The organism is Pedobacter sp. AW31-3R (genome assembly GCF_052180285.1).
GTDB lineage: Bacteria > Bacteroidota > Bacteroidia > Sphingobacteriales > Sphingobacteriaceae > Pedobacter.
On the sequence record NZ_CP197475.1, the window covers coordinates 3663941 to 3690185 of the forward strand.

Below are 26245 nucleotides of genomic sequence, written 5' to 3' on the forward strand. Positions count from 1 at the left end.
TCCTAAATACAATGATATATTGCTAAATCCCCAAAACAGCAGGTAAGCAAATGACCTGCCCCCCTGCTACCCGGAAAACCGCTTAGATTTATTCCAGCCTTAAAAATTTTATTTAGGCCCATAAACCGCGCCCTGGCTAGTTACAAGCCACATATCCTACTCAACACCTCCAGCAACACAAATAAATAAATGATTTTCAGATAATTAATTGTACCTTCGTATCATATTTAATAAATAATACAATGCAACAAGGAACAGTAAAATTCTTCAATGAGACAAAAGGTTTTGGATTTATCATACCAGCAAATGGTGATAGCGAAATCTTTGTTCATTCTTCAGGCTTATTAGACAACATTCGTGAGAATGATTCAGTAAGCTACGATGTCGAGCAGGGCAAAAAAGGCCTGAACGCGATCAATGTTAAAATCAGCTAATAAACTCATTTTATAAATCGTTAAAAGCATCCATCTCAACAGGTGGATGCTTTTTTTATATCCTATATTTGCATTTGGTCAATGACAGGGAAAGAATTATCTTTCAGGTGTTTTTCCCCAGTCAGCACTAACGTTTGAATACTATATGGATTTCACCGCACAGTTCCCTATTTTAACCTCCTGTTCCTATCTAAATACGGCCTCATCCGGAATTTTATCAAAATCATTACTGGAATGGCGTAACCACCACGATCTCGAATTTTATACAACCGGTTCAGCTTTCCGGAATAACCAGGCCGATTTCCTTCAGGAAGTAAGAGCTACAGTCTCAGGATTTTTTGGTGCAGGCATCCGGCATACTTTCCTGACCCCAAATTTCTCCTTTGGCTTTAACACTTTTCTTTCCGGCTTACCCGCATCAAGCCGCTTTTTATTGTTGCAGGAAGATTATCCTTCTGTAAATTATGCTGTAGAGAGCCACGGATTCAGCACAGCATATCTGCCTGTTAACCAATACCTGGAAGAAAGGATCATAGAAAAAATCAATCAATTCCAGCCTTCTGTATTTGCTTTTAGCCTGGTGCAATATACAACTGGAAGGAAACTCAGTCTGGAATTTATTAAAAAACTCAAAGGAATGTTCCCCGATGTACTTCTGGTTGCCGATGGAACGCAATATTGCGGAACGGAGAGTTTTAACTTTGAGCAATCCGGACTGGATGTTTTAATCGCCAGCGGATATAAATGGATGCTGGCTGGATATGGCAATGGATTTTGTTTGTTAAAAGACCAGGCTGCAACCCTGTTATATCCCCAGGCCCATAAAAAATCTTTTCCTAAAGAGTCTTTTCTAAAAGATAAAGAGATCTTATCCTTCTATTTTGAACCTGGACATCAGGATACTTTTGCTTTTGGCAGCCTTTATCATTCCATAAATGATCTGCAGAAAATCGGCATGGCCGTTATTGAAGAAAATATCCGAAAAATCAGTCAGCAGGCAAAAACAGCATTCGCTGAACGCGGCTTACTGGAACCTGATATTAAAATGGCTTCCCGGCATTCTTCTATTTTTAACCTGAACATACCGGATAAGGCATACAACAACCTATTGGAAAATAAGGTGATCTGCATCCCGCGGGGCAAAGGTATACGTATATCTTTTCACTTCTATAATACCCAGGAAGACCTGGAAAAACTACTGTACTTTATCGACAAATAAATGCTATTTCTCTAAAAACCGTCTTATAAATCGTATCAGTTTCTTACCTGCCCCTCAGGCACAACTATAATCACGCTTTATAAGACGGTGGATAAACAACCTAATTATACTTATATCAGCTAATTCCCTGTTAAATCAGCTCGTCATCGTCATCTTCCTCCTCATCAAAATCCAGATCACTGTTATACGTATCCAGGTCTTCATCAAGCAGATCGGTATCATCCTCACCCGGTGTTAAATCCGGATCATCTTCAAAATCATCTTCATCAAAATCATCCTCGTCAAGATCATCATCAAAATCCTCTTCATCTTCCGGATCATCCGGATCATCAATATTACTGATCAAATCATCCACATCAGCGTAGCCAGTAGCTCCATTATTCAATGGGATATGTTCCAGATCATCTGCAGCAGGACCTCCAATGATATCAGATTTATCTCTAGAAGTATCATGGCCTTCTATCGTTTCAATCGGGTTAATTACCTCTAAATCTTCATCATGTCTGTAAATTTCATTTGTATTTTCCATAGCATTATGTTTTTATAGGTTATATATTCATAACAGCCAAATTCAGATTTGGTTCTCCCAATAATCACAAAACAATTGCAATTTATCCTGCAAAACACAAAAACAGGCAAATACCTTTTGGTATATTTACGCCATGGAAAAGCCATCCCGGAAAGCTGAGCGCACACGCAATTTTATTATCGAAAAGACCGCTGCTATTTTTAACAAAAAGGGATATGCAGGTACATCCCTTACCGATCTTACCCTGGCGACCGGACTCACAAAAGGCAGTATTTACGGTAACTTCGAAAATAAAGAGGAAGTGGCCCTCGCAGCATTTGATTACAATTATGGCAATGTGAACCAGGTCATCCGGCAACAGATGCTGAATGCGGAAACTTATTATGATAAATTGACCGTCTACACTAAAGTATACGATCAGTTGCTCGCCAATAACTTTCCTGAGGGAGGTTGCCCCATTTTAAATACCTCAACAGAAGCTGATGATACACATGAATTGTTGAAAGACCGTGCAGCAAAAGCCATCCTGACCTGGAAAAAAAATATGCAACAACTGATACAAGCTGGTGTTGAGGCAGGAGAGTTTAAAAAACAAGAAGATGATTCAGCACTGGCCATATCCATCATTGCCCTTATTGAAGGCGGAATGATGATTGCCCGGGTCACCGGAGACCACAATGAAATGGGAAAGGTAATGATGACCGTTGAAATACTCCTCAAACAGATCAAATTAACTTAAGCAACTTAAACGTCTATATCTCTTTCAGTTCATTCAGATTCATCCAGCCCTCATTCCCATTTGCCAAGCCAACTTTTATCCAGCTATCTTTCTTTTCCAGAATATTTACTTTTGTGCCTTCATGGACCACGAATAATGCACGTGCCTTCTCCCCCGGTTCACTTTTAACCGTTACCGTACTGGCAAAAATAATTCCCTGTTGATTGTCCTCAAAATAACTCAATTGCCGGTTCCCCATAAAAATACAGAAAAGTCCTAAAAAGAATAGGGTCACTGCCGTAAAAAAGGCTGACTTCTTCAACAGCGGCAAAGCAGAGAAAAAATAAACAATGAGGAGTCCAGAGCCCAGCAAAATAAACAGCAGGCTGAACACGGCAAGTGTTTGGGCAGAAAATCGTAAGATCAGCGATTTCAACCATACATTAATAAAAAAATCAGGTACCTGCTCTATTTTATCAACTGTCTTTGAATTGGCAAACCTGATATTAAAATTAATATCGGCATCTCCCGGAAGAAATTTATGTGCTTTCTCATAATAGAGTATTGCCGAAGGGAGATCTTCTAATTTATAACTCGCATTCCCCATATTAAAGTAAACCGGAGCAGAGCTATATCCTTCATCTAAAATTTTTTGATACGTATCCAATGCGGCCTTATACTGGGCTTTTGCATAAAAACTATTACCCTTTTCAAATAATGCATCAGCCTGGCTCTTAGCAAAAGTCAAGCCTGGAATCCCCATGCATAGCCATAATAATGCTGCCCTTATTAGCTTATTTAATTTCATTTTCAATAGTATTGATAATACGTTTTGCTTTTTCCAGTACTTCCTGCTCAGACAACTGTGTAACCGGAGCATAACGCGCCATTTCACATAAATCAAGCGTTTCTATCAACTCACCGATCAACTGTTCATTCAGCTGCCGTAATTGCAGGGCCGCCACGATGGTTTCTTTATTTAAGTCTGCCGCCAGAAGGTTAAGTTTATCTCCCAGGTATCCGTACAGCCCTTTAAATATAGCCTCATAAAATTCACTCCGCTTTTGCGCTTTCAGCTGCGTCTCGGCATTTGCCAGATGTTTGGCTGCAACTTTTCCGGCTTGCCTGCTCTTCACTTTTACGACATCACTGTTATTCCTCCGATTTCGGTTTCGGTAGATAAATGCAGCAACACAGGCCAGCGGGCCGACAAGAAGCATCAGGATATGTCCTGCAGAACCGAAGAAACCATTGCCATCACTCAAACCAGCATCCCCAGTCTTGATATATCTGATATCATTATCCAATACTTTCACATCCTGTTTCTCCGCCGAAGAAAAGGCAGTAACATTGCGCTCTGCAATACCTTTTTCCACTTTAATGGTGAATGGTTTAGTCGACAGCATGGCATATTTTCCCGTAGCCGGATTAAAATATGAAAACTCTACGGGATCAATCACAAACTCCCCCTGATGCCTCGGAATAAGCAGATAGTTGTAAACCTTACTGCCCGAAAGCCCATAAGCTGTTTGTGTTACCGTATCTTTGATGGTAGGATCATATTTTTCTATATCAGGAGGAAATTCAGCATTCAGCGTCTGTAAGAGTTTGAGGTTTCCTGAACCCGAAACGGTAACCTTATAATTCAGGGACTCATTAGATTTCAGTACAGATCTGTCTACCGAGGCATTCACGTTGAATTTACCTACTGCCCCCGTGAAACTTGCAGGTTTTCCCGCTTCCGGCAACGGTTTAACGCGGATGACCACAGGAAGACTTTTGACATTGTAATTCACATCTTTATAGGATCCTCCAAAAAACTGATCAATGAGGTCACCCGAAGAGGGAGCCTGCAGCCTGACAATAAAAGTCATTTCAAAAGGATCAATTTTTATATTTCCCGAATGCTCCGCGAAGAGGATCGTTTTTTTCACCTCCGCAACATTATATTTCAGGCCTTTATAAGTTTCCGTAGTCCATTGTGCCTGCTGGGAAGGATTTTTAATATCCTCACTCCAAAAACCATTCAGGTCGGGCATTTTATCCAGGCGACTGTCAACGATACCTACACGGGTATATAGTTTGAAACTGACCGTGATCTGTTCTCCCTGGTATACGTTTGTCTTGTCTACTGCTGTTTTAATAAAAATAGATTTCGCCAGGTCCGCCGCTGAAACATTGTTCTCTGGTGCCTGCTGTGGCTGATTATTATGTTGCTGAAGCTGGCCTTTCACTACTTTAATAGTAATAGGAGCCGTACTCAGGCGTTTGTCATCCACTGTAATTGAAGCAGGACCGATGGTGTACGTTCCTTCTTTTACCGTAGTCAGGTAATAACTATAGGTATTGCTCACAGAAGTCCGGCCATTAACAGAAGAGTAACTGGAAGAAACATTCGGCCCGGAAAGCACCTGAAAGTCACTAAAGTCAGGTGCCGCAAAACGACTCCCATTACCATTCAGTGAAAAACTGACTTCAAATGTTTCCCCCGTTCCTACCTGTGTCCTGCTGGCAGAAGCAGTAAGCTTTACCTGCGCAAACGCCAAATTCGCGCACAACAGCAAACACGCAATAATATAATACCTGATCTTCATTTCTTTTAACACTACCAGTTTACCAATCTTTTGTGGTACGTCCTTTTCCACCTTTAAACTTCTTATTTTTTAACTTATCCTGCGTCTGTTTTTCATTATTGTTCAGGGCATCAAGCATGCGCTGTGCATCCTCTTTCGACAGCTTATCGGGCTGAGGTTTTTCTCCCCCTTTATCGTCTTTCTTATCATCTCCCTTATTCTGTTTATCCTTATCCTTGTCGTCTTTATTCTTATCCTTATTGTCGTTCTTATCCTTATTCTGCTGTTTATCTTTATTTTGCTGATCTTTATTCTTGTCGTTCTTATCTTTGTTCTGTTTATCCTGTTGCTGCTGTTTTTTAAGCTTTTCCTGCGCATAAGCCAGGTTATATCTCGTAGCGTCATCATTCGGATTATTGATCAATGCCTTTTTATAGGCTTCAATTCCTTCTTCCAGTTTTTGATTTTCCAGATAGGAGTTCCCCAGATTATGGTAGGCCTGTGAAGCCACGGTCTTGTTTCCTTTAGCAGATTCAGCTATTTGTTTAAATTTCTGTGCTGCCTCAGGGAATTTTTTCTGTTTGTACAAGGCATCACCTAAATTAAAATTACCTTCAAGCGGCTGGTCTTTCCTGCCAAAAGATTTACGGTAACTTTCTTCAGCTTCCTTAAACTTCTGTTGCTGGTACAGCTCGTTCCCTTTTTTTATATAACGCTTTCCCTGCTGCGCCCAAACCAATGGAACCTGCAGGAAAAACAATATGACCATCACTAACTGCTTCATCTTTTTCAATTAATTTCTATTCAACTATAACGAGCGCTGGGTTTTCTGCACAGGATAGACATCCGGTGATTTCACTTCAAAAATATTCACTTTGCTTAACCTTAAATTTTTACGGTCGGAAATAAAAAATTCAATCATCAGCAATAAAAAGGCAAAGCCGAGGAAAAATTGAAAACGGTCTTCAAAATCCTTGAAATCTTTAGTATCCAGTGTCTTCCGCTGCACCTTGCTGATCTGGTCGATCACGATAGCCAACCCGCTATTGGCATTGGTTGCCCTAACATAAGCCCCCTTACCCCCTGCGGCAACTTCCTTACACATGGTTTCGTTTAACTTACTCACTACAGGTTTCCCCAGACTGTCGGTATGAAAACCAGCCTCCCTGCCATTCTGGTACAAAGGTATCGGCGCACCTTCAACAGACCCCATTCCAATCACATTTACAGTCACTTCCTTATCCGCTGCCGCTTTGGCAGCAGCAACAGCATCATCCTCATGGTTTTCCCCATCGGTTATGATAATCATGGCTTTCCCCGTACCATTCTTGAAATCAAAGGAACGCATCCCCAGGTCAATAGCAGCACCAATGGCTGTACCCTGCGTAGGCACCATCTCCGGATTAATCGTACTCAAAAAAAGTTTGGCGGCAGAATAATCCGTTGTCATCGGCAGCTGAACATAGGCTTCACCTGCAAAGACAATGATCCCTATCCTGTCATTGTGCAAATTCTCAATCAACTGCGAAATGGCCCTTTTGGCACTCTCCAGCCGACTGGGTACAACATCCTGCGCACGCATACTATTCGATACATCCAGCATGATCATTAAATCAGCGCTCTTCTTCTTCACTTCCTCCAACCTTGATCCAATCCGCGGATCTGCCAGACCAATAATCAGAAAGGTATAGGCAACCATAAAGAGGATAAACTTAATTACCGGTCTTGAGAATGAAACCTCAGGCATCATGGCATGTACCACCCCTTTATCACCTAAAGCGGCAATAGCTTTCTTTTTCCAGCGGCGAACCCCTAAAAAAAGAAGGATAAAGACCGGAATAGCGGCCAGACCCCAAAGAATTTCTATATAGGCAAAACGTAACATGTATTTAAGTTATAGCTCCTTTAAGCAATGTATTTTTAAGTATAAACTCTGTTAATAAAAGGAATAAAGCAATCAGGGCAAATGGCAAAAAACATTCTGTTTTTTTATGGTATTGGGTAACATCGATTTTCGCTTTTTCCAGTTTATCAATCTGTTCATAAATCTGTTTCAGCTTTTCATTATTGGTTGCCCTGAAGTATTTGCCACCGGTAGCCGCAGCAATTTTATTCAGTGTTCCTTCGTCAATATCTACTTTCACCTTTTGATATTGGGTACCGAAGGGGGTCTTCACCGGATAAGGTGCATAACCATTGGTCCCTACCCCCACAGTATATACCCGTATATTAAACTTTTTGGCAATCTCAGCCGCCGTCACCGGAGGAATGGAACCGCCGTTATTGGATCCGTCAGTCAACAGAATGATGACTTTACTTTTTGCTTCACTGTCCTTCAACCGGTTTACAGCAGTGGCCAGCCCCATCCCAATCGATGTACCATCGTTCACCATTCCATTTTTAATGTCCTTGAACAGGTTAATCAACACATCGTGGTCTATCGTCAGCGGACACTGCGTAAAGGCCTCCCCACTAAAAATAACCAGTCCTATCCGGTCATCCGGACGATCTTTAATAAAATTGATCGCAATTTCTTTCCCTGCCTCCAGGCGGTTAGGTTTAAAATCTTCCGCAAGCATACTGCCCGAAATATCTGAAGCAATGACAATATCAATTCCTTCTGTCGTAGAATTTTGCCAGCTCAAAGCCGACTGCGGACGGGCCAATGCGACAATCAGCAGCAATAAGGCCAGCGTCCTCAACACAATACCCGCATGCCGTAACCGGGGAATTACCGCCTTCTTTGGCAGGGAGAATCCCCTGACTGCAGAAACACTGAAACTTCCGTGCAATTGTTGTGCCTTCCATACATACCAGGCAATCATCCCGGGAATCAGCAGCAGCAGCCAGAAAAATCCCGGATTTGCAAATTCAATATCTTTAAGCATGTTCACTCCGATAGCCTCCTTCTGTATCTTTTACCTTTGGTTCCTGCTGTGTTTTATGAACAAATGCTATAGCGCGCTCCATATGCTCTTCATTTTCTAAAGCTGAGGGTTTCTCCTTGGCAAACTTCACAAGATCTGCTGTGAGCAAGACCTGATGAAGCAAGGCCTTCTGTTCTGCTGTCAGTTCCTTATGGGATAAGCCCTCAAAAATCTCCTCTGTAGTTTTTTCATAGGTTTTAACCCCATATCTTTTTTCAAGATATTCGCGCATCACATCACTCAGTTCAATGTAATACAGTTTCACTTCATCCTGCTGCCATAGTTTTTTATCGCGCAGCGCCATTAGTTTATTTAATGCAATGGTATGCACCGGTATAACCGGTGTGACAATGTTCATTTCAGGCTTACGCTGTTTCCTTTTTTTCAGGTACCAAACCAGGCCCGCAATGGCAGCAATCACCACCAAGGTCAACACTACCCCCTGCCAGTTATCGCGAAGCCAGTCCATAAAAGTATAGGATACTGCCAGCGGCTGTTTAATATCATAAATAGCTTTTGTGGTATCCACTTTAACAGACTGCACTGATAACTGCGTTTCTGCTGTTTTCAGTTCCCCTTTGCTTGTCCCAAAAGTGAAAGCCGGGATTGTATATTCGCCGGCATCAAAACAAGTCAGCAGCACACTTTTAGTAACCGTAATCCTGTCAGGATCACGCTGATCACGGATCGTATCCGGCTTACTGCTACTGATCACCTGAATTTTGGAAGTCAGTGTATCGGTCAATTTTGGAAAAACAACCCGTTCCTTCAGGGATTGCTCCACACTCAGGTGTAACTTTGTCTGGTCACCAATCCTGATGGTAGACTGATCCAGCTTAGCCCTTGCTTCTGTTTCCTGGGCACAGACCTTAAGGCCGGTAAAACAGCATAAAATCACTAAAACCAGGAAATATTTTACAACGTGTTTTGTCATATGTTTTCTTAACGCGCTTCGCTTTTAACGCTTGCGCTCCCTCTTTTTAAATAATGTTCTCAAAGGTGTAATGTAAGATTCATGGGTACCGATAGTCGTGAAATCTACACCAGACCTGGTAAACACCTCCTTCAACAAAGCATTCCTTTTAAGTGCATCCACCCTGAAAGCTTCCCTTACCCTTTTATCTCCTGTATTCACCCACGATACCTCACCGGATTCTTCATCCTTCATCGGAATCAGGCCAAGATCAGGAAACTCCTCTTCATGTTTATCATACAGGCGTAATGCAATCACATCATGTTTTTTATTGGCCAGCTTCAGTTCATTTTCAAAAGCAGGACTCATAAAATCGGACAGGATAAAAGCCGTACATTTTTTCTTGATCGCACTGGTAAAATAGCGAAGTGCTTCCCCCACATTCGTCCCCTTATTTTCAGGCTTAAAATCAATCAGTTCCCTAATGATCATCAGGATATGGCTCTTCCCTTTTTTAGGGGGAATAAATTTTTCCATCTTGTCACTGAAAAATATCACTCCAACTTTATCATTATTCTGTATGGCTGAAAAAGCGAGGACAGCACATAATTCCGTAGCTAGATCCTGCTTTTGTTGTTTCTGTGTCCCAAAATTCTCTGAACCACTCACATCCATCAGGATCATCACCGTCAGCTCCCTTTCCTCATCAAAGACTTTAACATAAGGGTGGTTAAAACGGGCAGTAACATTCCAGTCAATGGTTCTGATTTCATCTCCCGCCTGGTATTCCCGCACCTCATTAAAAGCCATTCCCCGCCCTTTAAAAGCAGAGTGATACTCTCCCGAAAACAAATGATTACTTAATCCCTTTGTCTTGATTTCAATCTTTCTTACTTTTTTCAGTAACTCTTTCGTGTCTCTGGCCATCCTCAGGTTATTACAGATTAAGGTACTTCCACTGCATTCAAAATGCCGGTAATGATATCTTCACTGGTCATATTTTCTGCTTCTGCCTCATAGGTAAGTCCTACACGGTGCCGCAATACGTCATGACAGATGGCACGGACATCTTCAGGGATCACATAGCCCCTGCGTTTGATAAAAGCATATGCTTTAGCGGCCAGGGCCAGGTTAATACTTGCCCTTGGTGATGCACCAAAGCTAATCAGATTTTTGTAATTCTCCAGTTTAAACTGTTCCGGGAAACGGGTAGCGAAAACTATATCAATAATATATTGCTCAATTTTCTCATCCATGTACACCTCTTTAACGACTTGCCTTGCCCTGACAATATCATCCGGATGTACAACAGCATTTGGTTTCAGCATCCCCTGTGCAGAAATATTGGCACGAACAATTCGTTTTTCATCTTCTTTGGTCGGATAGCCAAGTACCACTTTCAACATAAAACGATCCACCTGCGCTTCAGGTAAGGGATAGGTTCCCTCCTGTTCAATGGGATTTTGTGTGGCAAGTACCAAAAAGGGTTTAGGCAAAGGATAGGTTGTATCCCCTATCGTCACCTGACGCTCCTGCATCGCTTCCAGCAAAGCACTCTGTACCTTTGCCGGGGCCCTGTTGATCTCATCAGCAAGTACAAAATTGGAAAAGATCGGCCCCTTTCTCACTACAAATTCTTCTTTTTTCTGATTATAAATCATCGTCCCCAGTACATCGGCGGGTAACAGGTCCGGTGTAAACTGAATACGGCTGAAATCTGCCTGAATGGCTTTGGAAAGTGTATTGATCGCCAGGGTTTTGGCCAGACCAGGTACCCCTTCCAGAAGAATATGACCATCTGCCAGCAAACCGACCAGGAGTCGTTCTACCATATACTTCTGGCCCACAATTACTTTGTCCATCTCCATTTTCAGGAGATCAACAAATGCGCTTTCACGCTGTATCATTTCATTTATAGCTCTTATATCCGTTGAATACGATGAATTAGCAGTCGTAACGCCAGATGAAAGATGCTCATTGTTACTTTTCAATTCTTCCATTAAATATGTATTTATATCGATAGGCAAACTTAAACAGTAGAATTGTTTCCTACCAGAGAAATATAAAGGTTAATTGTTAAAAAATGTTAAATTTATATAACAAAGCTGATAGATAACGGGATATGATGTAAGTCATTTTCTGTATACCTATCAAAAAATACTTTTGCATTTTTTATCATTTAAACCAAATTCACTGTATGATCCCTACTACGCCTGCAACTGTTCATGTCCTTTCCAATGAAACAGCTAATCCCGCTCCATTAGGCCTTTGTGCCTTCGGTATGACTACCGTACTCCTCAATATCCACAATTCCGGATTCTTTGAGCAAAATTCCATGATCCTCGCCATGGGTATATTTTATGGAGGTATTGCCCAGGTCATTGCCGGGGTGATTGAAGCGAAGAAAAATAATACCTTTGGCTTAACGGCTTTTACCTCCTATGGCTTTTTCTGGCTTTCTCTTGTCGCACTGCTGGTGATGCCGAAATTAGGCTGGGCGGAAGCTGCCTCCAATTCCGCTATGATCGCCTATTTAAGTATGTGGGGAATTTTCACTTTATTATTATTCTTTGGCACCCTGAAACTTAGCCGCGCCCTGCAATTTGTATTTGGCTCATTGACCCTGCTTTTCTTCTTATTGGTATTGGGTGATGCGACTGGCAATACGGCAATTAAACATTTTGCGGGCTATGAAGGCATTATTTGCGGTGCTTCTGCCATTTATACCGGGATTGCACAGGTACTGAATGAGATTTATGGCAGGGAAATCTGGCCAATCGGACAAATGAAGAAATAATTGTCTCATTTACCCCCTAATTTTTGTCGCTCTGCACCTTATGGGTGTGGGACCAAAGGATTATTTTTATCGTATATGCTGAGGATAGGAAGCATTTGAAAAAATCTAAACCAACCTGAACAACCATGAGTACGACAACAAAAAAAACCAGGATCATTTACTGGACAAGCACAGGGATACTGGCATTATTCATTATCCCTGGCTTCTTCTTTGCAGGAAGCGAGATGGCATTAAAAGGCACGGCACACTTAGGCCTGCCCTTGTGGTTCCATTGGGAACTGAGTATTGCAAAATTTATTGGTGGCCTAGTCCTTATACTTCCTTTTTTTCCAAAACGCTTAAAAGAATGGGCCTATGTAGGTCTTGGAATAGATTTCATTTCTGCATTTATTGCTATCCTCGCGGTAGACGGTGCAGGTGGAATGTGGTACAGCCCAATTGTCTGTTTTGTTTTCCTGGTGCTGTCCTACACTACTTTCCATCAGCTCTGGGCAGACAAAAAATACTGATTAAGCCCTTTTATGGTTTAACAGGTAGGTAATATATCCTCTATCATGCTGGAATGATGATCCACCTCCAGACATGAAAGAGGAAAATATTGATTATTTTTCTGCCTTAATATCCCACCATTTCAGTGGAAACTCCAGTTTATTCACTGAACCGATAATCAGATCAGGTTTAAACGCATATTTACTCAGGTCTTCCTTACTGGCAATTCCGGATAAGACTAGAATAGTTTTGTAGCCCATCTGTACGCCACCCTGAATATCAGTTTCCATGGTATCGCCAATGACAGTTGTGGCAGCAGTCTCGAGTCCCAGAAATTTTCTCGCAGAACGCATCATCACCGGCCCAGGTTTTCCAATAACAAAGGCCTTAATACCTGTAGCTTCTTCAATCATCGCTGTCGTTGCCGCAATACCCAAATTATTCCAGCCTGGTTTTTTAGGCGATGGATCCCTGTTGGTCGTAATAAATTTTGAACCCGCAAGAATCATATCTACTGCACGCTGAACCATTTCCAGTGTAAAGTTCCTTCCTTCACCTAAAACAACAAATTCCGGATCGGTATCTACCAGCGTCACGCCGTTTTCATGCAGACTGGAGATCAGTCCCCCTTCACCCAGCACGTAGGCCGTAACATTTGGTCCCTGGTCACCGAGAAATTTTCCTGTAGCCATGGCACTGGTGTACACATGTTCTTTAGTGACATCAATTCCGAGCCTTTTCAGCTTCCTGGTCACTTCCAAACTCGTCCGCTGACTGTTATTAGTCATAAAGGTAAAAGGAATCCCCTTCTTCAACAATCCCGCAATAAAAGTATCAGCTCCCTGAATGAGTGTTTCTCCGTTATAGATCACCCCATCCATATCAATTAAAAGTCCTTGTTGCATAATTTCTTGTTATAATTTTAAATAGTTCATTAAAACGTTTTATGAATTGAAACCATAAAAATAGCAGTAAAAATTAAACGCTATAATTCTGCACGAATATAATTCTTGGCAGCACCTTTTCATAAAAATAGTCACAATAACTTGTTGTGCGATTAAAGTAAGCGCGCATATTTAGGGGGAAACAGTTTTACTACTTTTTTAATACGCCATCGACGAACGGGCATTTTTGTTCTACCAACGGGTACAAAAATGGAAATAATTGATTTTTTGGCGTTTATCTATAACAATCAATCATTCGTCTAAAACATTTTAGCTAAGAATTTAAATTGATTCTATTTGTTTTATCAAAACGAATTATTATGAAAAGATTATCTAATGTTTCTCCGTTTTTACTTCTACTGGTGCCAATTTTTGTCATTGCTTTACTATCCATGACCGTTTCAACTAAAAATACGGACCAGAATAATATAGTTATTAATTTAAGCTCGGTCATGAAAATAGGTTAAATAGTTTTAACACTATCCAACCCGGGCGGCTCCAATCATATCACGATTTATCAGATAAATCTATTCATCATCGGACAGTAAAGCTGAATACTCCAATTAATCTAAATCATTGGATGGTTTTCATTATACCGTTTTATTACGGCACGTATCTCATCATAGCCATATTTATCCTTATCGTTGAATTGCTGTAATAACTCAGGGTCATCACCAATCGCTAAATACAAAGAAGCTTTCCTCTCCCCCCTATTGGTCTTCCCATTAAAGAGGGTATTTATTTTAATCAAATAGAGGCTGTCACTGCCTTTCTTTGTCACATACCATTGTTGCGTAACTCTACTCCCGGTAGGCGCACCAAATGCCCCCCCTCCTCCTGTAGATGTGGTTATATAGAGCTCATATAAATTAATGGTACCGGTTTCCAACCTTTCCACAAACATGGGCCTTGAAAAATCGGGCAGTTTCATCGCCTTAAAAACATGCTTTCTCTTTACGTCATAATACTCTTTAACCATCTTCACTTTAACCTTACCTCTTTTCTTCCCATCTGTGGAAACATATACCGCGGCCCCCATAAATTGGTTAGTAATCTTGCAAGGAATCGTATCTCCTAAATTCGTAATGACATATTCATTTGGAGATTGGGCAGCACTGTAATAGCTGAGAGAAAGAAAAAACAAAGTTGAAACTACTTTTAGCAGGGAGTTTTTTGATAGAGAAACCATATTTTTATTTGTCATTTTTTGACATAAATGAGAATATTTTTAAAAATTGAGCAAATATATAAGATTTTAAAATCAAATAATGAAAACATTAAAATCTATAAAACAAATAAAACATGAAGATTCAAAAAAAACAAACCAAATAAGGATATAAAAATTAACCTATATCATATTATCTATATTTCCATACCACTAAATTCCAGGTTTCTGCACCATCGTCATAATTACCCAGTACCTGGAAGCCGAGTTTACTATGTGCCCTTAGTGATTTTGAATTCCTGACAGCGATTTCTGTAATACACAAATCATAATGCTCTCCTACCAGATTTTTTGTTTCCTGGTACAGATTCCGAATCAGGCCACGGCCCCTGAAAGCGGAATCCACACATACCTGTCCGCCAACAATAAACCGGTAATCCAGTAAAGGTTTACCCTCATAACTCCAATTCTTAAACTCTTCAAACATGGGTTTCAGACTGGGTAACTCATCCTCCATCGAACAATCCATTGCCAGGTTATATCCTATTACTTTCCCAGCTGCAAGGGCAATCACCTGCGGCTGCTTCGCGGCCATTAATTTTAACAATCGCATATCATGCTCCGCAAATACAAAGCCGTCCTGAAGCTGCTGGTCTTCATGAATTGAATTCAGGTGGTTTTTACGCTGTAATTCAAGGATCTGTTCGAAATGACTGTCCGTAACAGCCAGCTCAAAAGTAACAGGGGGTGGTAGTATGTTTTCCATCATCATTTTAATCTTTTGCCAAAAATAAGGTCTTAAAAAAAGACCAGACAGACACAGTTTTAGAAAAAAGAACCAGTACAGCTACAGCATAACACCGTCCAATCGGGGAAAAATAACTTTTTCCGGAAAAAACAGATTAAATAAGTGCCAGGACGAATGCTTGCAATTCCATCCTTACAGACGATGTGCTATCAGTTGATGGTTTAAAACAGCCGCGGCTTTTGAACCAGCAGCAACAGCTGCAGACACCGAACGAAACAGGGTAGAATTATCACCAGCCGCATAAATCCCATCTATACTGGTTTGCTGCATTTCATTTACTTCAATATGCCCCGAATTGGTCAGTGCACAACCCAAGTCCTGCGGAATCTGACAATGCTGTTCAAAAGGTAGCCTTGCATACAAGGCTGCTAAAGGATAAGATTCGCCGTCTGAAAAAACCAGCCGGTCAAGGTAACCCTTTTGGTGTACAAGTTCTTGTATAGTCTTTTCTATGATGGTTATTTTCATTTCCTTCAACTCATCCTGCTGCGCTGCACTCATCGTACACTGGCCATTGGTGAAAATAACCAGCTGATCAGTCCAGTTCCTAACCAGGCGGGCAAAATCCAGCGCAGTCTCACCGTTGGATAGCAAGCCGGTCACTTGTCCCCTGTATTCATAACCATGGCAATAGGGACAATGAATAACCGAAATTCCCCAACATTCAGCGAAGCGCTGAATCCCTGGCATCAGGTCCCTTATGCCTGTCGTAAAAATCAGCTTTTTCGCCTTTATCCTTCTCCCAGCCAGTGTCGATACCATAAAGCTCAAATCTTCACCATCCACAGCACTCACCGTATCCTCCATAAATTCCACTGTAGGATACGCCATCACCTGAGATTTCGCCAGTGAAGAAATTTCTGCAGGTGTACGCCCATCCTGGGTAAGAAAATTATGGGAATGTGGTGTCTGTTCATTACATGGCTTCCCGTTATCAATGACCAGTACTTTCCTCATTGCCCTTCCCAATGTCATTGCAGCCGATAGACCGGCATAACTTCCACCTACAATAACTGCGTCATAATTCCTATTTTCTTCCATATCTTATTTCTAATTTTAAATCCCTTTTAAACAAATCTTTCGCAGCACAGGCCAATCCTTTCCTGCAAGAAAAAAACACCATATTGCCACTAAGTAAGGTTGTCTGCAATCCCCCGCTCCACCTGGGCACCTCTTTTTCATGTCTCTAAAATGAGACACGAACAGACAATTTTTTTATATGCCAATTCCTTTACTAAAAGAAAACCAGGCAAACTGTTTTAAGCTGTTTCTTGCTACAGTACCCTGCTCCGCGCTGCTTACCGTTGCAGCAATTACGCTGGAAAATAACATGGTCACCCATTCAACCGTAATATGCTGACTAATTATCCCCCGTTCACGAAGAATCGCAATGACCGCTGCCTGTCGTTTCGAAAGTGCATCAAATGATGCGCAGTCCTGATTTTCCTTACGGTGTGTATGCCCCTCGCGAGAATGGAGCTTGTGGAAAAACGAATATTTTGCCCCACAGTCAATCCCTGCATAAAGCATCCGCTCCAGCTGAACCAGCGGATCTTCAGAACTTTCCAATGCTCCTGTCATCGCTTTTCTGCAATTTTCCTGCATATCTGTCTCACAGGAAGCCAGAAGGTCGCTCCTGTCTTTAAAATAACGATGCAATGTTCTTCGGGTTACCTCCGCTTTATCGGCCACCTTCTCCAGAGGAGCAGAAAGATCTTCATTGAAAATTAAAATTGCTGCATCAACTATCTTTTTCTGGGTCTGTTCCGTCATATCACAAACATAGGTTATATTTCTCAGATATGTGACACATAATTGTCAAAGACAACCACTGATTGCCATTTTTTATTCACCAAATACATTGTCAGATCATTGTCTTTTTCGCAAAACATAGAAAAATAAAGTAAACTAGGTTGACCACGTTTAGTCAACTTAGTTTACTTTTGCGGCGTTAAATTCAAATCATGGAACAACAAGAAAACACGCAACCACAAACCAACAAAGTAGTAAAACCAATAATAATTGGTGCAATCATTATTGTCGCAGGTTATTTTGCAGTCACAAAAATTAGCCATTCCCTATCACATGAAAGTACAGACAACGCGCAAATAGAATCGAATTCCGTTCCTGTCCTCAGCAGGATTCCCGGATACATCGACCACTTCAGTTTACTGGATTATCAGCTGGTCAAAAAAGGAGATACCCTTGCCGTCATTGATGACAGTGAATATATTTTGGCTGTAAAACAGGCGGAAGCTGACCTTCTGGCGGCAAAAGCAGACCTGAGCAGCGCTGAATCACAACTTCCCACCATTGGTTCCAATGAAGATGTAGCCTCAGCCGGAATAAGTGTGGAAGAAGTTGCCCTGAAACAGGCGAAACGCGATGTGCAGCGTGATGAATCCCTGTTCAGGGAAGGTTCAATCACCCAGCGTCAGCTGGAAAAAAGCCAGTCGGCCTACCAGACTGCCATACGTCTCCTTAGCTCCAGTAAAAGCAAGCTGAAACAGGCAGGCACCCAAACGGCAAGTGCCAACGCCCAGATTTTGCGTGCAAAAGCGACCATTGCAGCAAGGGAAATTGCACTTGACAAAGCGAAGCTGAACCTGAGTTATACAAAAATCATTTCCCCAACCGATGGCAAAGTGGGCAAAACAAACCTGAAAACCGGACAATATGTTCAGGGTGGGCAGCAATTGTTCAACCTGGTCAGTAATGACAACTACTGGATTGTGGCGAATTTTAAAGAGACGCAACTGGAACACATGCAGGTTAACCAGGAAGTAGAGATCACCGTTGATGGTTATCCTGATCAGGAAATCACCGGTAAGATCACTGGTTTCAGCGATGCTACGGGAGCAAAATTTTCCTTACTGCCGCCAGATAATGCTACCGGTAATTTTGTGAAGGTAACGCAGCGTGTTCCGGTAACCATAGCCATTGATCATGCTGAAAAACTTAAAGGTATACTTAAAGCAGGCTTAAGTGTCGAGGTGGACGTAAAAGTAAAATAGTCCATTCCTTAATCCTATAACACCTCTTCACATGGAAGGTAAAAAAAATAAGTTCATAAAAATTATTATTGTAATTACCAGTATTACAGCGGCAATAATGGAGCTGATCGACACTTCCATTATCAACGTTGCACTGAATAATATCAGCGGTACACTAGGTGCCACCCTAGAGGATGCCTCCTGGGTCGTGACCGCCTATGCGATCGCAAATGTTATCGTTATTCCACTCACCGGTTTTTTAAGCCGCTATTTTGGCAGAAAAAACTATTACCTGGCCTCCATCATCCTCTTTACCCTGGCTTCATATATGTGTGGTACCTCTACTTCCTTATGGATGCTTGTATTCTGGAGGTTTGTACAGGGAATTGGCGGCGGAGCGCTGCTGTCCGTTTCACAGGGAATATTATTTGACCAGTTTGAACCGGAAGAAAAAGGTATTGCAGGCGGTATCTTCGGAATGGGAATCGTGGTCGGCCCAACAATCGGCCCTATCCTGGGCGGATATATTGTCGATAATTATCATTGGGCACTGATTTTCGATATCAATATCCCTATTGGCATTATTGCTGCAATTTTGACCTGGAAATTTGTGGACAAAAAACCCGATGAGTATAATATTGATAAAAAGTCTATTCCGATCGACTATATAGGCATCCTGTCCCTCACCGTAGGTGTGGGTGCCCTTCAGTATATTTTGGAAAAAGGCCAGTCCGAAGATTGGTTTGAAGATGAAACAATCAGGTACCTGACTGCCGCAGCCGTCCTCGGACTGGGGATGTTTATCTGGTGGGAACTCCATACCAAGAATCCGGCGATTAACCTGAAGGTGATGAAAAGCCGCAACCTTATCGGCAGCAATATCTTAACCTTTGTTTGTGGTTTCGGATTATTCGGTTCTGTTTACCTGTTTCCGGTCATGGTACAGCGGGTAATGGGCTATACCCCTACAGAAGCCGGTTTATCAATGATTCCAGGAGCACTGGTGACCATTTTTGCCATGCCTTTTATTGGAGCAGGATTAGGTAAAGGTATCAAACCCATTTATTTTGTTTCCCTGGGATTTGCCCTTTTCATCCTGCATGGATATACCTCTTCACAGGCCGCACCAGACGCAGATAAATGGTGGTTCATTGTCACCCAAATCTGCAGGGGTGTAGGAACAGGCTGTCTTACCGTGCCCCTGTTGAGTCAGGCTGTAGTAGGACTGAAACCATCCGATATGCCTTATGGAATATCACTGAACAATATGTTCCGTCAGCTTGGTGGCGCATTTGGAATCGCCATCATGAACACCTATGCCACCAACCGTTATGCCACACACCGCCTTGACCTGGTGTCCAATCTCCAGGGGAATAACCCCTTATTAACAGAACGCCTCAACGGACTGACACAGGGGGTAATAGCCAAAGGTGTAAACCCTATTGCTGCAAAACAAGCGGCAAATGGATTGCTCGACCATGCCCTGTCCAATCAGGCACAGATGCAGGCCTACCTGGATGGTTTCCTTTTAATTGCTGTATTCTTTGTCTGCACCATCCCCTTTATGCTACTCCTCAAAAATGAGAACATGGATGCAGAGACCAGGGCAAAAGTGGCTGCTGCCGCACATTAATATTAATACAAAAAACATGAAAAAATTAAGCATCATTATATCTATCTGCACACTTTCCCTGGGTGTTTCACAGGCACAGGGGCAAACAGCAGATTTAAAAACGCTCATTAACCAGTCATTCAGCTATTTTCCTGCATTTAAGGAATTGAATCAGGGACTCGATGTGGCACAGCAGCAAGTGGTCCTTGCCAAATCTTCCGGTTTACCTTCAATTGAAGCCAAAGGAAGTTACAGGTACATCGACCCGGTTTCAGAAATCACTATCCCGACAGGTTCTACACCTGTCAGCTTCCAGATCATGCCGAATAACAATTACAGCACAACACTGAATGCCAGTTATACCCTATGGGATTTTGGAGTGGTGAAAGCTGGTGTTGACCGTGCGAAGGCCGGCCTGCAATATGCAGCAGACAATGTCGCCCACAACAGAAACCAGATGGCCTTCCAGGTAGGAAGCATTTATTACCAGATCGCTTACCTCAAAGAGGCAATTGCCATTCAGGATAGCGTAATCAACTTCCTGGAAGCCAACAAGAAGGATACAGAAGTGAAATTCAAAAACGGTGATGCCTTAAAATATGATGTATTGTCTATTCAGTCGGGCATAGATCAGGAAAACAACCGTAAGATTGATTTACAGAACAGCTTAAACAAACAGTATGCACTGATGGAATACACTACCGGGACAAAGGTGAATACTACGGCAGCTGATTTCAACTTCCCTGCAGAACACCAGTCCAGCCTGGATGAAGCCCTGCAAACTGCACAGGCCAACAACCCGGAATTTAATCTGATCAGAGACAGGATTACCCAGGCTGAAGCCGAACTTAAAGTCAGCCGGACGAATGGAAAACCTTCCTTAAGCATGAATGCAGGAACGGGTTTCACCAATGGATATGCACCCGAAATTGACCGTTTCAGGTACAATTATTCTGCTGGCGTCACCCTCAGCATCCCAATCTATCAGGGAGGAAGAGCAAAGAAACAAGTACGCTTGTCACAAAGCCAGCTGGCACAGACTAAATATTCCGAAGAAACCCTGAGCAATACGTACCGCAAGGACATTCAACAGGCCTTACTGGATATCAGCAGCAATACTTCCAGCCTCGTGAATGCAAAAAGGCAGATCGATGAAGCGAAGGAAGCACAGAAACTGGCCCAAAGCCGCTATCGAAATGGGATAGGTACCAATCTGGAGCTGACCAACGCCAGCACCAATGTGCAGCGCGCTGAACTAACCAACCTTCAGTATGAATACCAGCTTTGCATTGCGAAACTGGCTATTGCCCGATTAACAGGCGTACAATACTGGTAAACCTCTTATAAATAAATGCTATGGAAATACATATTTTCGTTACCAATATCAGCAATGACAGGGATATTCTTCAGCTGAGTACCTGCCTGGACTTACATGCTGAAATTCAAAACTGGAATGTTGATCTTACCGATGATGAAAAAGTATTGAGAATAGTCACTTCGAATCCGGTCCGCAATGATTTTATCGCTTTGGTGGAATCTTGCGGATTCGCTTGCAGTCCAATGGACTGGTAAAAGCACTACCAGAATACAATGTACAGTGCCGAAAGAATTCCACAGATAATAACTGAAGCTACCATAAATGAGGGACTCACCCTGAACATCTTCGCATCTATTTCCAATCCCTGGGGGTTATTTTTACTTTTCGGATCCATCAGGGTAATGGCCATCATCAGCACAATAATGATGCAGAATACCCATGACATGCGGTTTAAGAATGGGATCTGCCCAATTGCACCGTCTGTCAGTTCCGGTAGGAATTTAAACAATGTAGATAAGGGTATGGTCAGTAAAGCGGCAGTCAGTGCCGCTGCTGAAGTTGTTCTTTTCCAGAAAAACCCCAATAGGAATATCGCGAAGACCCCTGGCGAAATGAAACCCACATATTCCTGTACGAACTGGTAAACCTGATCAAAACTGCGTAAAGCCGGAGCAATAATCATGGCAATCACGGAAGAGATCACAATCGACCAGCGTCCCACATGCAACATCCTGCGTTCAGAAGCTTCTTTATTGATAAATTTCTTGTAAATATCCAGTGTAAATATGGTGGCGATACTGTTACTTTTCCCAGCTAATGAAGCCACAATAGCCGCTGTCAATGCAGCAAAAGCCAGGCCCTTTAGTCCGGATGGCAGCAGGTTCATCAATACAGGATAGGCATGATCAGGTTTGACCACTCCTGAAGCATCCACCATTTCCGACTGGAAATAGCCATTTTGGTATAAAACATAGGCACATATTCCTGGAATGACCACAATTAAGGGAATAAGCAGCTTCAGGAAAGCCGCAAATAAAAGACCGCTGCGCCCCGTTTTCAGATCTGCCCCCAATGCCCGCTGCACAATGTACTGGTTACATCCCCAGTAATTCAGATTGTTGATCCATAGTCCCCCAACCAGCACCGCAATCCCCGGCAACTCATTGTAGAATTTATCGTCCTTTGAAAATATCATGTGAAAATGATCTCCGGCCTCTGCCCTCAAAACCGGTAGTGCGCCCATTACGGTATCAATATGCAGCTTGTCCGATACCATATCCAAAGCCATATAACAAGTCACCAGTCCCCCACCGACCAGCACAAAAACCTGGATCACATCAGTATACCCAATCACTTTCATCCCGCCCAGGGTAATGACCAGGGAGAAAATGGCCAGTCCCACAATACACAGATTGAACGAAATCCCTGTAATGGTTTCTATGGCTATGGCGCCCAGGAAGAAAATGGAAGTCAGGTTAACGAGTACATAAACCAGCAACCAGAATACAGTCATAATGGTACTCACTGTATTATTATACCTACCTGAAAGGAATTGCGGCATGGTATAAATACGGTTTTTCAGGTATATCGGAAGAAAGAATACAGCCACGATAATCAGTGTAGCCGCAGCCATCCATTCATAACTCGCAATGGCAAGCCCCATGGCAAATCCTGAACCCGACATCCCGATGAAATGTTCGGCAGAGATATTGGACGCAATAATGGACGCACCAATTGCCCACCAGGTCAGGGAACCTTCCGCTAAAAAGTATTCCTTGGTTGTTGAACCTGCCGATCTCTTGTTCCTGTATACCCAGTATCCATAACCTGAAACAATAACAAAATAAATGAGAAAGACGGTATAGTCGAAAACGGATAAATGATTCATGGAACTGGTTTAACAGGATGCAAATTTAGGATTATACCGCAATAAAAACTCAAAAAGAATCCTGATATCTATTCTGTTTACAACGCTGTGCTGACAGCAATAACTATACATCCAGATCAAATAATTAAAAGAAAATTTTTTTAATTATTAAATACAACCATAGATATTTATTGATACCTTTAATACCATAACTACTTATTTATCATCATTTACTGCTTATCTATGAAAAAGTATACCCTGATGCTTTTACTGGCGTCTTTATGCCTTGCCTGTAAAAAGGATCCTAAAGTCACTCCTGATCCGGTTGGTCCCGTTACCGTCCCCGTAGACACAGGAAAAACCGCACCAATAAAGTCAACAAAATTTGCAAAAATCGACTCTATCCGAAAAGTAATCAGTGCCAAAGCAACGTATGACGTGCTTTCTGACAGCGTCTGGGCAGATTCCGCAGGAATCACTTTCCGGGTTCAGGCAAAGGGCAGTTTCATGACAAATCAGTTTTCTCCAACACCACTGTCCAAAAACCGGATCTATCCGGGATCTTTGCTGAAAGGAAATACCATTCTCAATCAGAAATATGAAGCCTTAACAGGTTATCCACAAAATGCAGTTACAATTTATTCTTCTCTACTTAGCGTGGAACTCTTCTCAACAGCAGTTCCTTCTCTTGGGGAAACCACAAAGTATATCAAAGCTTTTTTAGGAAATAGTACTGGCGGACAGGTAGATGCCATATCTTTCAGTAATGGATCTTCATTTACCAATTATAGTGAAATTTCCATCAATACAGGTACCTCATGGGACTTCTCCAGCCTCGCCATCCTGAGACCGGCAGATAACGGACATATCAAAAAGAAAAACGGCTTTTACGCCACCATTGATTTATCGCTTTTCTCCGTATTGCTTGATCCGACTTCGGAAGGAGGATACTTTGCCCCTGGAACAAATATTGGCAGCATTCCCGATAACCCCGTGATTATTGAAGGCGTCACTTACGGACGTACCGCAATTGTCGCGATCGAATCAGATGAAGATTTTAACACCATTAAAACAGCTTTTCAATCGGTTCTCAATAATGAGTCGGCAGCCGCTACACAGAAACTACTCAATGAAGCTACCATCACTTTATATATGGAGGGTTTCAATGAAACAGAGACCAGAAATGTGAAAACGGCTACCGGCTACACGCAGCTGAGCTTATTTTCAACTGCAGTAAAAAACAGCGGAAGTTATTCTGCCAACGATTATGGCAGTCCGATCAGGTTTTTCGCAGGAACAATTGCCGATAACACCAGCGTTAAATATGGGTTCAACTATCGCCTGGATTATCCCATAGAAAAACTCTAAACATATAGGAGCTTTTCAAAACTGAAGAGCTCCAATGCGACATGAGGAGATATGCATAAAAAACAATTACAGGAATTCCGTGTTAATTACTTGTTTCTGTTTATTAAAGCATATCTCGTCTCATTTGAAATTCACACCTCATACGCCGCTAAAAACATACAGCCGCAAATTCAGCGGACTCATCATCGTATCCCGTATCGTCTTCTCTATTCTATTCCTTGGTCTGCCGGAATATGCTTCCGCCCAGGTGAACCTTCCTTCAGATACCCTGAAAAAAGATACAACAGTCGCAGATACGGCATTGCTTCAACCTCCTGCAGACAGTTCTTATAAACATTATGATGTATCTGACTTATTGAGGACGATCCTACATCCAAAAGCCAAACCCAATCCCCTGCGTAAGAAATCAGGCATCACCCTGATGCCCAATGTGGCTTACAATCCGAGTATCGGAGCACAGATCGGAATCAAAGCCGTAGCCGGAAGGATATTGGGCAAGGATCCAAATACCTTTATGTCTGTTGCCGCTACCTCAGCCTCTATTACCACAAAGGGAATTATCTACGTCTACCTCAGCCACAATGTGTTCACTCCTGGCAATACATGGAACCTGCAGGGCAGTCTCGTTGCTGCCAAAACTGTCACCCCCGATTTTGGGCTGGGAATAGGACAAGTAGCAACCGGAAGTGAAGCCGACAGGATTTTATCCAATCCAGACCGTAAAGGATATGTGCTCCATGCAGAGTATTATAACTTCAGGGAAAAGATATATAAACAGATTAGGGAAAACCTGTTTGTCGGTGCCGGAGTATCATTTGATATCAGGCGCAACATTGAAGACAGGCAAACGACAGACGAACTGACACCATACAATATCTACAGCGACCGTTATGGTTTTGACAGGGATAAATATATGGCCAACGGACTGTTGTTTAATATGCAATATACTTCGAGGGATAACCAGAACAGGGCTTATAAAGGCATTTATGCAGATGCCGGCGTGCGTATCAACCAGACCTGGATGGGAAGCAGTAAAAGTGCGGTACAGATAAGTACCGACTTCAGGAAATACTGGAGCCTTTCCGCACGTAACCCTGAACATGTTCTGGCCTTCTGGAACTGGGGTTCTTATCTCGTCAGTGGAGCCCTGCCCTATCTTGAACTTCCGGGAACAGGAAAAGACCAAAGTCTTCGCAGTGGTCGCGGATATACCATTGCCTATTTCAAAGGAACAAAATTCTTTTATTCTGAGGTGGAATACCGGTTTCCGATTACCAGGAACAAATTTCTCAGCGGGGTTACCTTCTTCAACATAGAGACAACCAATGATAACCTGGGGACCAAAATCTTCCAGAAATGGCAGCCGGCAGGGGGTGCCGGTTTACGTGTTCTCTTCAATAAGGCCACCCGCACAAACCTTTGCCTGGATTACGCCTTTGGTAAATATGGTGCGAAAGGATTGTTTCTTGGCCTGAATGAAGCATTTTAAATGCCCATCTTAGCTGGCGCATATCAAAGACATAAAAAAAGTCGTACAGAACCAACATCATCGAGTTGGACTGTACGACGTT

The 26245-nt window shown here is 42.3% G+C and carries 26 protein-coding genes; 11 read left to right on the forward strand and 15 right to left on the reverse strand.

Annotated elements, in window-relative coordinates:
* Window positions 1-242 precede the first annotated feature (242 nt).
* Window positions 243-434: a cold-shock protein gene (locus tag ACSBL2_RS15135; protein WP_442587376.1), complete on the forward strand. Its 192-nt coding sequence runs from the start codon at window positions 243-245 to the stop codon at window positions 432-434.
* Window positions 435-579: 145 nt separating this feature from the next.
* Window positions 580-1653 carry an aminotransferase class V-fold PLP-dependent enzyme gene (locus ACSBL2_RS15140; RefSeq protein ID WP_442587377.1) on the forward strand — a complete coding sequence of 358 codons (1074 nt, stop codon included), beginning with the start codon at window positions 580-582 and terminating at the stop codon, window positions 1651-1653.
* 130 nt (window positions 1654-1783) lie between these two features.
* Here ACSBL2_RS15140 and ACSBL2_RS15145 read toward each other — a convergent pair whose 3' ends face one another.
* Window positions 1784-2182: a hypothetical protein gene (locus ACSBL2_RS15145; RefSeq protein ID WP_442587378.1), complete on the reverse strand. Its 399-nt coding sequence runs from the start codon at window positions 2180-2182 to the stop codon at window positions 1784-1786.
* 133 nt (window positions 2183-2315) lie between these two features.
* Here ACSBL2_RS15145 and ACSBL2_RS15150 point away from each other — a divergent pair, with 133 nt between their 5' ends.
* Complete coding sequence (locus ACSBL2_RS15150) at window positions 2316-2921, forward strand: TetR/AcrR family transcriptional regulator (RefSeq protein WP_442587379.1); 606 nt, start codon at window positions 2316-2318, stop codon at window positions 2919-2921.
* A gap of 13 nt (window positions 2922-2934) precedes the next feature.
* Here the strand turns inward: ACSBL2_RS15150 and ACSBL2_RS15155 are convergent, their stop codons facing one another.
* Genes ACSBL2_RS15155 through ACSBL2_RS15190 form a run of 8 tightly spaced genes read right to left on the reverse strand, consistent with a single transcriptional unit; the run spans window position 2935 to window position 11313 of the window.
* The gene (locus ACSBL2_RS15155) at window positions 2935-3708 is read right to left on the reverse strand and encodes a tetratricopeptide repeat protein (RefSeq protein ID WP_442587380.1); all 774 of its coding nucleotides are present in this window, start codon (window positions 3706-3708) and stop codon (window positions 2935-2937) included.
* Window positions 3695-5545: a BatD family protein gene (locus ACSBL2_RS15160; RefSeq protein ID WP_442587381.1), complete on the reverse strand. Its 1851-nt coding sequence runs from the start codon at window positions 5543-5545 to the stop codon at window positions 3695-3697. Before ACSBL2_RS15160 ends, ACSBL2_RS15155 begins: the two co-directional genes overlap by 14 nt.
* Complete coding sequence (locus ACSBL2_RS15165) at window positions 5514-6257, reverse strand: tetratricopeptide repeat protein (RefSeq protein ID WP_442587382.1); 744 nt, start codon at window positions 6255-6257, stop codon at window positions 5514-5516. Before ACSBL2_RS15165 ends, ACSBL2_RS15160 begins: the two co-directional genes overlap by 32 nt.
* Window positions 6258-6281: 24 nt before the next feature.
* Window positions 6282-7358: a vWA domain-containing protein gene (locus ACSBL2_RS15170; protein ID WP_442587383.1), complete on the reverse strand. Its 1077-nt coding sequence runs from the start codon at window positions 7356-7358 to the stop codon at window positions 6282-6284.
* A 4-nt stretch (window positions 7359-7362) separates the two neighbouring features.
* On the reverse strand, window positions 7363-8361 hold the full coding sequence (locus ACSBL2_RS15175) for a vWA domain-containing protein (protein WP_442587384.1): 999 nt from the start codon (window positions 8359-8361) through the stop codon (window positions 7363-7365).
* A complete protein-coding gene (locus tag ACSBL2_RS15180) occupies window positions 8354-9334 on the reverse strand; it encodes a BatD family protein (RefSeq protein WP_442587385.1) in 981 nt (326 codons plus the stop codon). Before ACSBL2_RS15180 ends, ACSBL2_RS15175 begins: the two co-directional genes overlap by 8 nt.
* 24 nt (window positions 9335-9358) lie before the next feature.
* Window positions 9359-10240 carry a DUF58 domain-containing protein gene (locus ACSBL2_RS15185; protein ID WP_442587386.1) on the reverse strand — a complete coding sequence of 294 codons (882 nt, stop codon included), beginning with the start codon at window positions 10238-10240 and terminating at the stop codon, window positions 9359-9361.
* Window positions 10241-10257: 17 nt separating this feature from the next.
* A complete protein-coding gene (locus ACSBL2_RS15190) occupies window positions 10258-11313 on the reverse strand; it encodes an AAA family ATPase (RefSeq protein ID WP_442587387.1) in 1056 nt (351 codons plus the stop codon).
* A 197-nt stretch (window positions 11314-11510) separates the two neighbouring features.
* On the opposite strand from ACSBL2_RS15190, the gene ACSBL2_RS15195 reads away from it, so the two are divergent.
* Together ACSBL2_RS15195 and ACSBL2_RS15200 are read left to right on the forward strand one after the other, a co-directional pair.
* Window positions 11511-12110: an acetate uptake transporter gene (locus ACSBL2_RS15195; protein WP_442587388.1), complete on the forward strand. Its 600-nt coding sequence runs from the start codon at window positions 11511-11513 to the stop codon at window positions 12108-12110.
* A gap of 125 nt (window positions 12111-12235) precedes the next feature.
* Complete coding sequence (locus ACSBL2_RS15200; protein WP_442587389.1) at window positions 12236-12619, forward strand: DoxX family protein; 384 nt, start codon at window positions 12236-12238, stop codon at window positions 12617-12619.
* Between the two features lie 93 nt (window positions 12620-12712).
* Here the strand turns inward: ACSBL2_RS15200 and ACSBL2_RS15205 are convergent, their stop codons facing one another.
* The 5 genes from ACSBL2_RS15205 to ACSBL2_RS15225 all read right to left on the reverse strand — a co-directional run bounded on the left by ACSBL2_RS15205 (window position 12713) and on the right by ACSBL2_RS15225 (window position 17289).
* Window positions 12713-13504 (reverse strand): HAD-IIA family hydrolase, encoded by a 792-nt coding sequence (locus ACSBL2_RS15205; RefSeq protein ID WP_442587390.1) that lies wholly within the window; start codon window positions 13502-13504, stop codon window positions 12713-12715.
* A 607-nt stretch (window positions 13505-14111) separates the two neighbouring features.
* Window positions 14112-14747 carry a hypothetical protein gene (locus tag ACSBL2_RS15210; protein ID WP_442587391.1) on the reverse strand — a complete coding sequence of 212 codons (636 nt, stop codon included), beginning with the start codon at window positions 14745-14747 and terminating at the stop codon, window positions 14112-14114.
* 154 nt (window positions 14748-14901) lie between these two features.
* Window positions 14902-15480 carry a GNAT family N-acetyltransferase gene (locus ACSBL2_RS15215; protein WP_442587392.1) on the reverse strand — a complete coding sequence of 193 codons (579 nt, stop codon included), beginning with the start codon at window positions 15478-15480 and terminating at the stop codon, window positions 14902-14904.
* A gap of 168 nt (window positions 15481-15648) precedes the next feature.
* Window positions 15649-16557, reverse strand: coding sequence for an NAD(P)/FAD-dependent oxidoreductase (locus ACSBL2_RS15220; RefSeq protein ID WP_442587393.1), 909 nt, complete (start codon window positions 16555-16557; stop codon window positions 15649-15651).
* Window positions 16558-16731: 174 nt separating this feature from the next.
* Complete coding sequence (locus tag ACSBL2_RS15225; protein WP_442587394.1) at window positions 16732-17289, reverse strand: TetR/AcrR family transcriptional regulator; 558 nt, start codon at window positions 17287-17289, stop codon at window positions 16732-16734.
* A gap of 191 nt (window positions 17290-17480) precedes the next feature.
* On the opposite strand from ACSBL2_RS15225, the gene ACSBL2_RS15230 reads away from it, so the two are divergent.
* The 4 genes from ACSBL2_RS15230 to ACSBL2_RS15245 are packed head-to-tail and all read left to right on the forward strand — an operon-like array spanning window position 17481 to window position 21693.
* On the forward strand, window positions 17481-18530 hold the full coding sequence (locus ACSBL2_RS15230; protein WP_442587395.1) for an HlyD family secretion protein: 1050 nt from the start codon (window positions 17481-17483) through the stop codon (window positions 18528-18530).
* A gap of 31 nt (window positions 18531-18561) precedes the next feature.
* On the forward strand, window positions 18562-20142 hold the full coding sequence (locus ACSBL2_RS15235; RefSeq protein ID WP_442587396.1) for a DHA2 family efflux MFS transporter permease subunit: 1581 nt from the start codon (window positions 18562-18564) through the stop codon (window positions 20140-20142).
* Between the two features lie 16 nt (window positions 20143-20158).
* Window positions 20159-21457 (forward strand): TolC family protein, encoded by a 1299-nt coding sequence (locus ACSBL2_RS15240; RefSeq protein WP_442587397.1) that lies wholly within the window; start codon window positions 20159-20161, stop codon window positions 21455-21457.
* A gap of 20 nt (window positions 21458-21477) precedes the next feature.
* Window positions 21478-21693 (forward strand): hypothetical protein, encoded by a 216-nt coding sequence (locus ACSBL2_RS15245; protein ID WP_442587398.1) that lies wholly within the window; start codon window positions 21478-21480, stop codon window positions 21691-21693.
* A 5-nt stretch (window positions 21694-21698) separates the two neighbouring features.
* On the opposite strand, the gene ACSBL2_RS15250 is transcribed toward ACSBL2_RS15245, so the two are convergent.
* Entirely contained in the window at window positions 21699-23327 is a 1629-nt protein-coding gene (locus ACSBL2_RS15250; RefSeq protein WP_442587399.1) for a sodium/sugar symporter, read from the reverse strand.
* 222 nt (window positions 23328-23549) lie between these two features.
* Between ACSBL2_RS15250 and ACSBL2_RS15255 the strand changes: the two genes are divergently transcribed.
* Window positions 23550-24674, forward strand: a complete 1125-nt coding sequence (locus ACSBL2_RS15255; protein WP_442587400.1) for a thiol-activated cytolysin family protein — start codon at window positions 23550-23552, stop codon at window positions 24672-24674.
* Window positions 24675-24798: 124 nt separating this feature from the next.
* Complete coding sequence (locus ACSBL2_RS15260) at window positions 24799-26163, forward strand: BamA/TamA family outer membrane protein (protein WP_442587401.1); 1365 nt, start codon at window positions 24799-24801, stop codon at window positions 26161-26163.
* The last annotated feature ends 82 nt before the right edge of the window (window positions 26164-26245 follow it).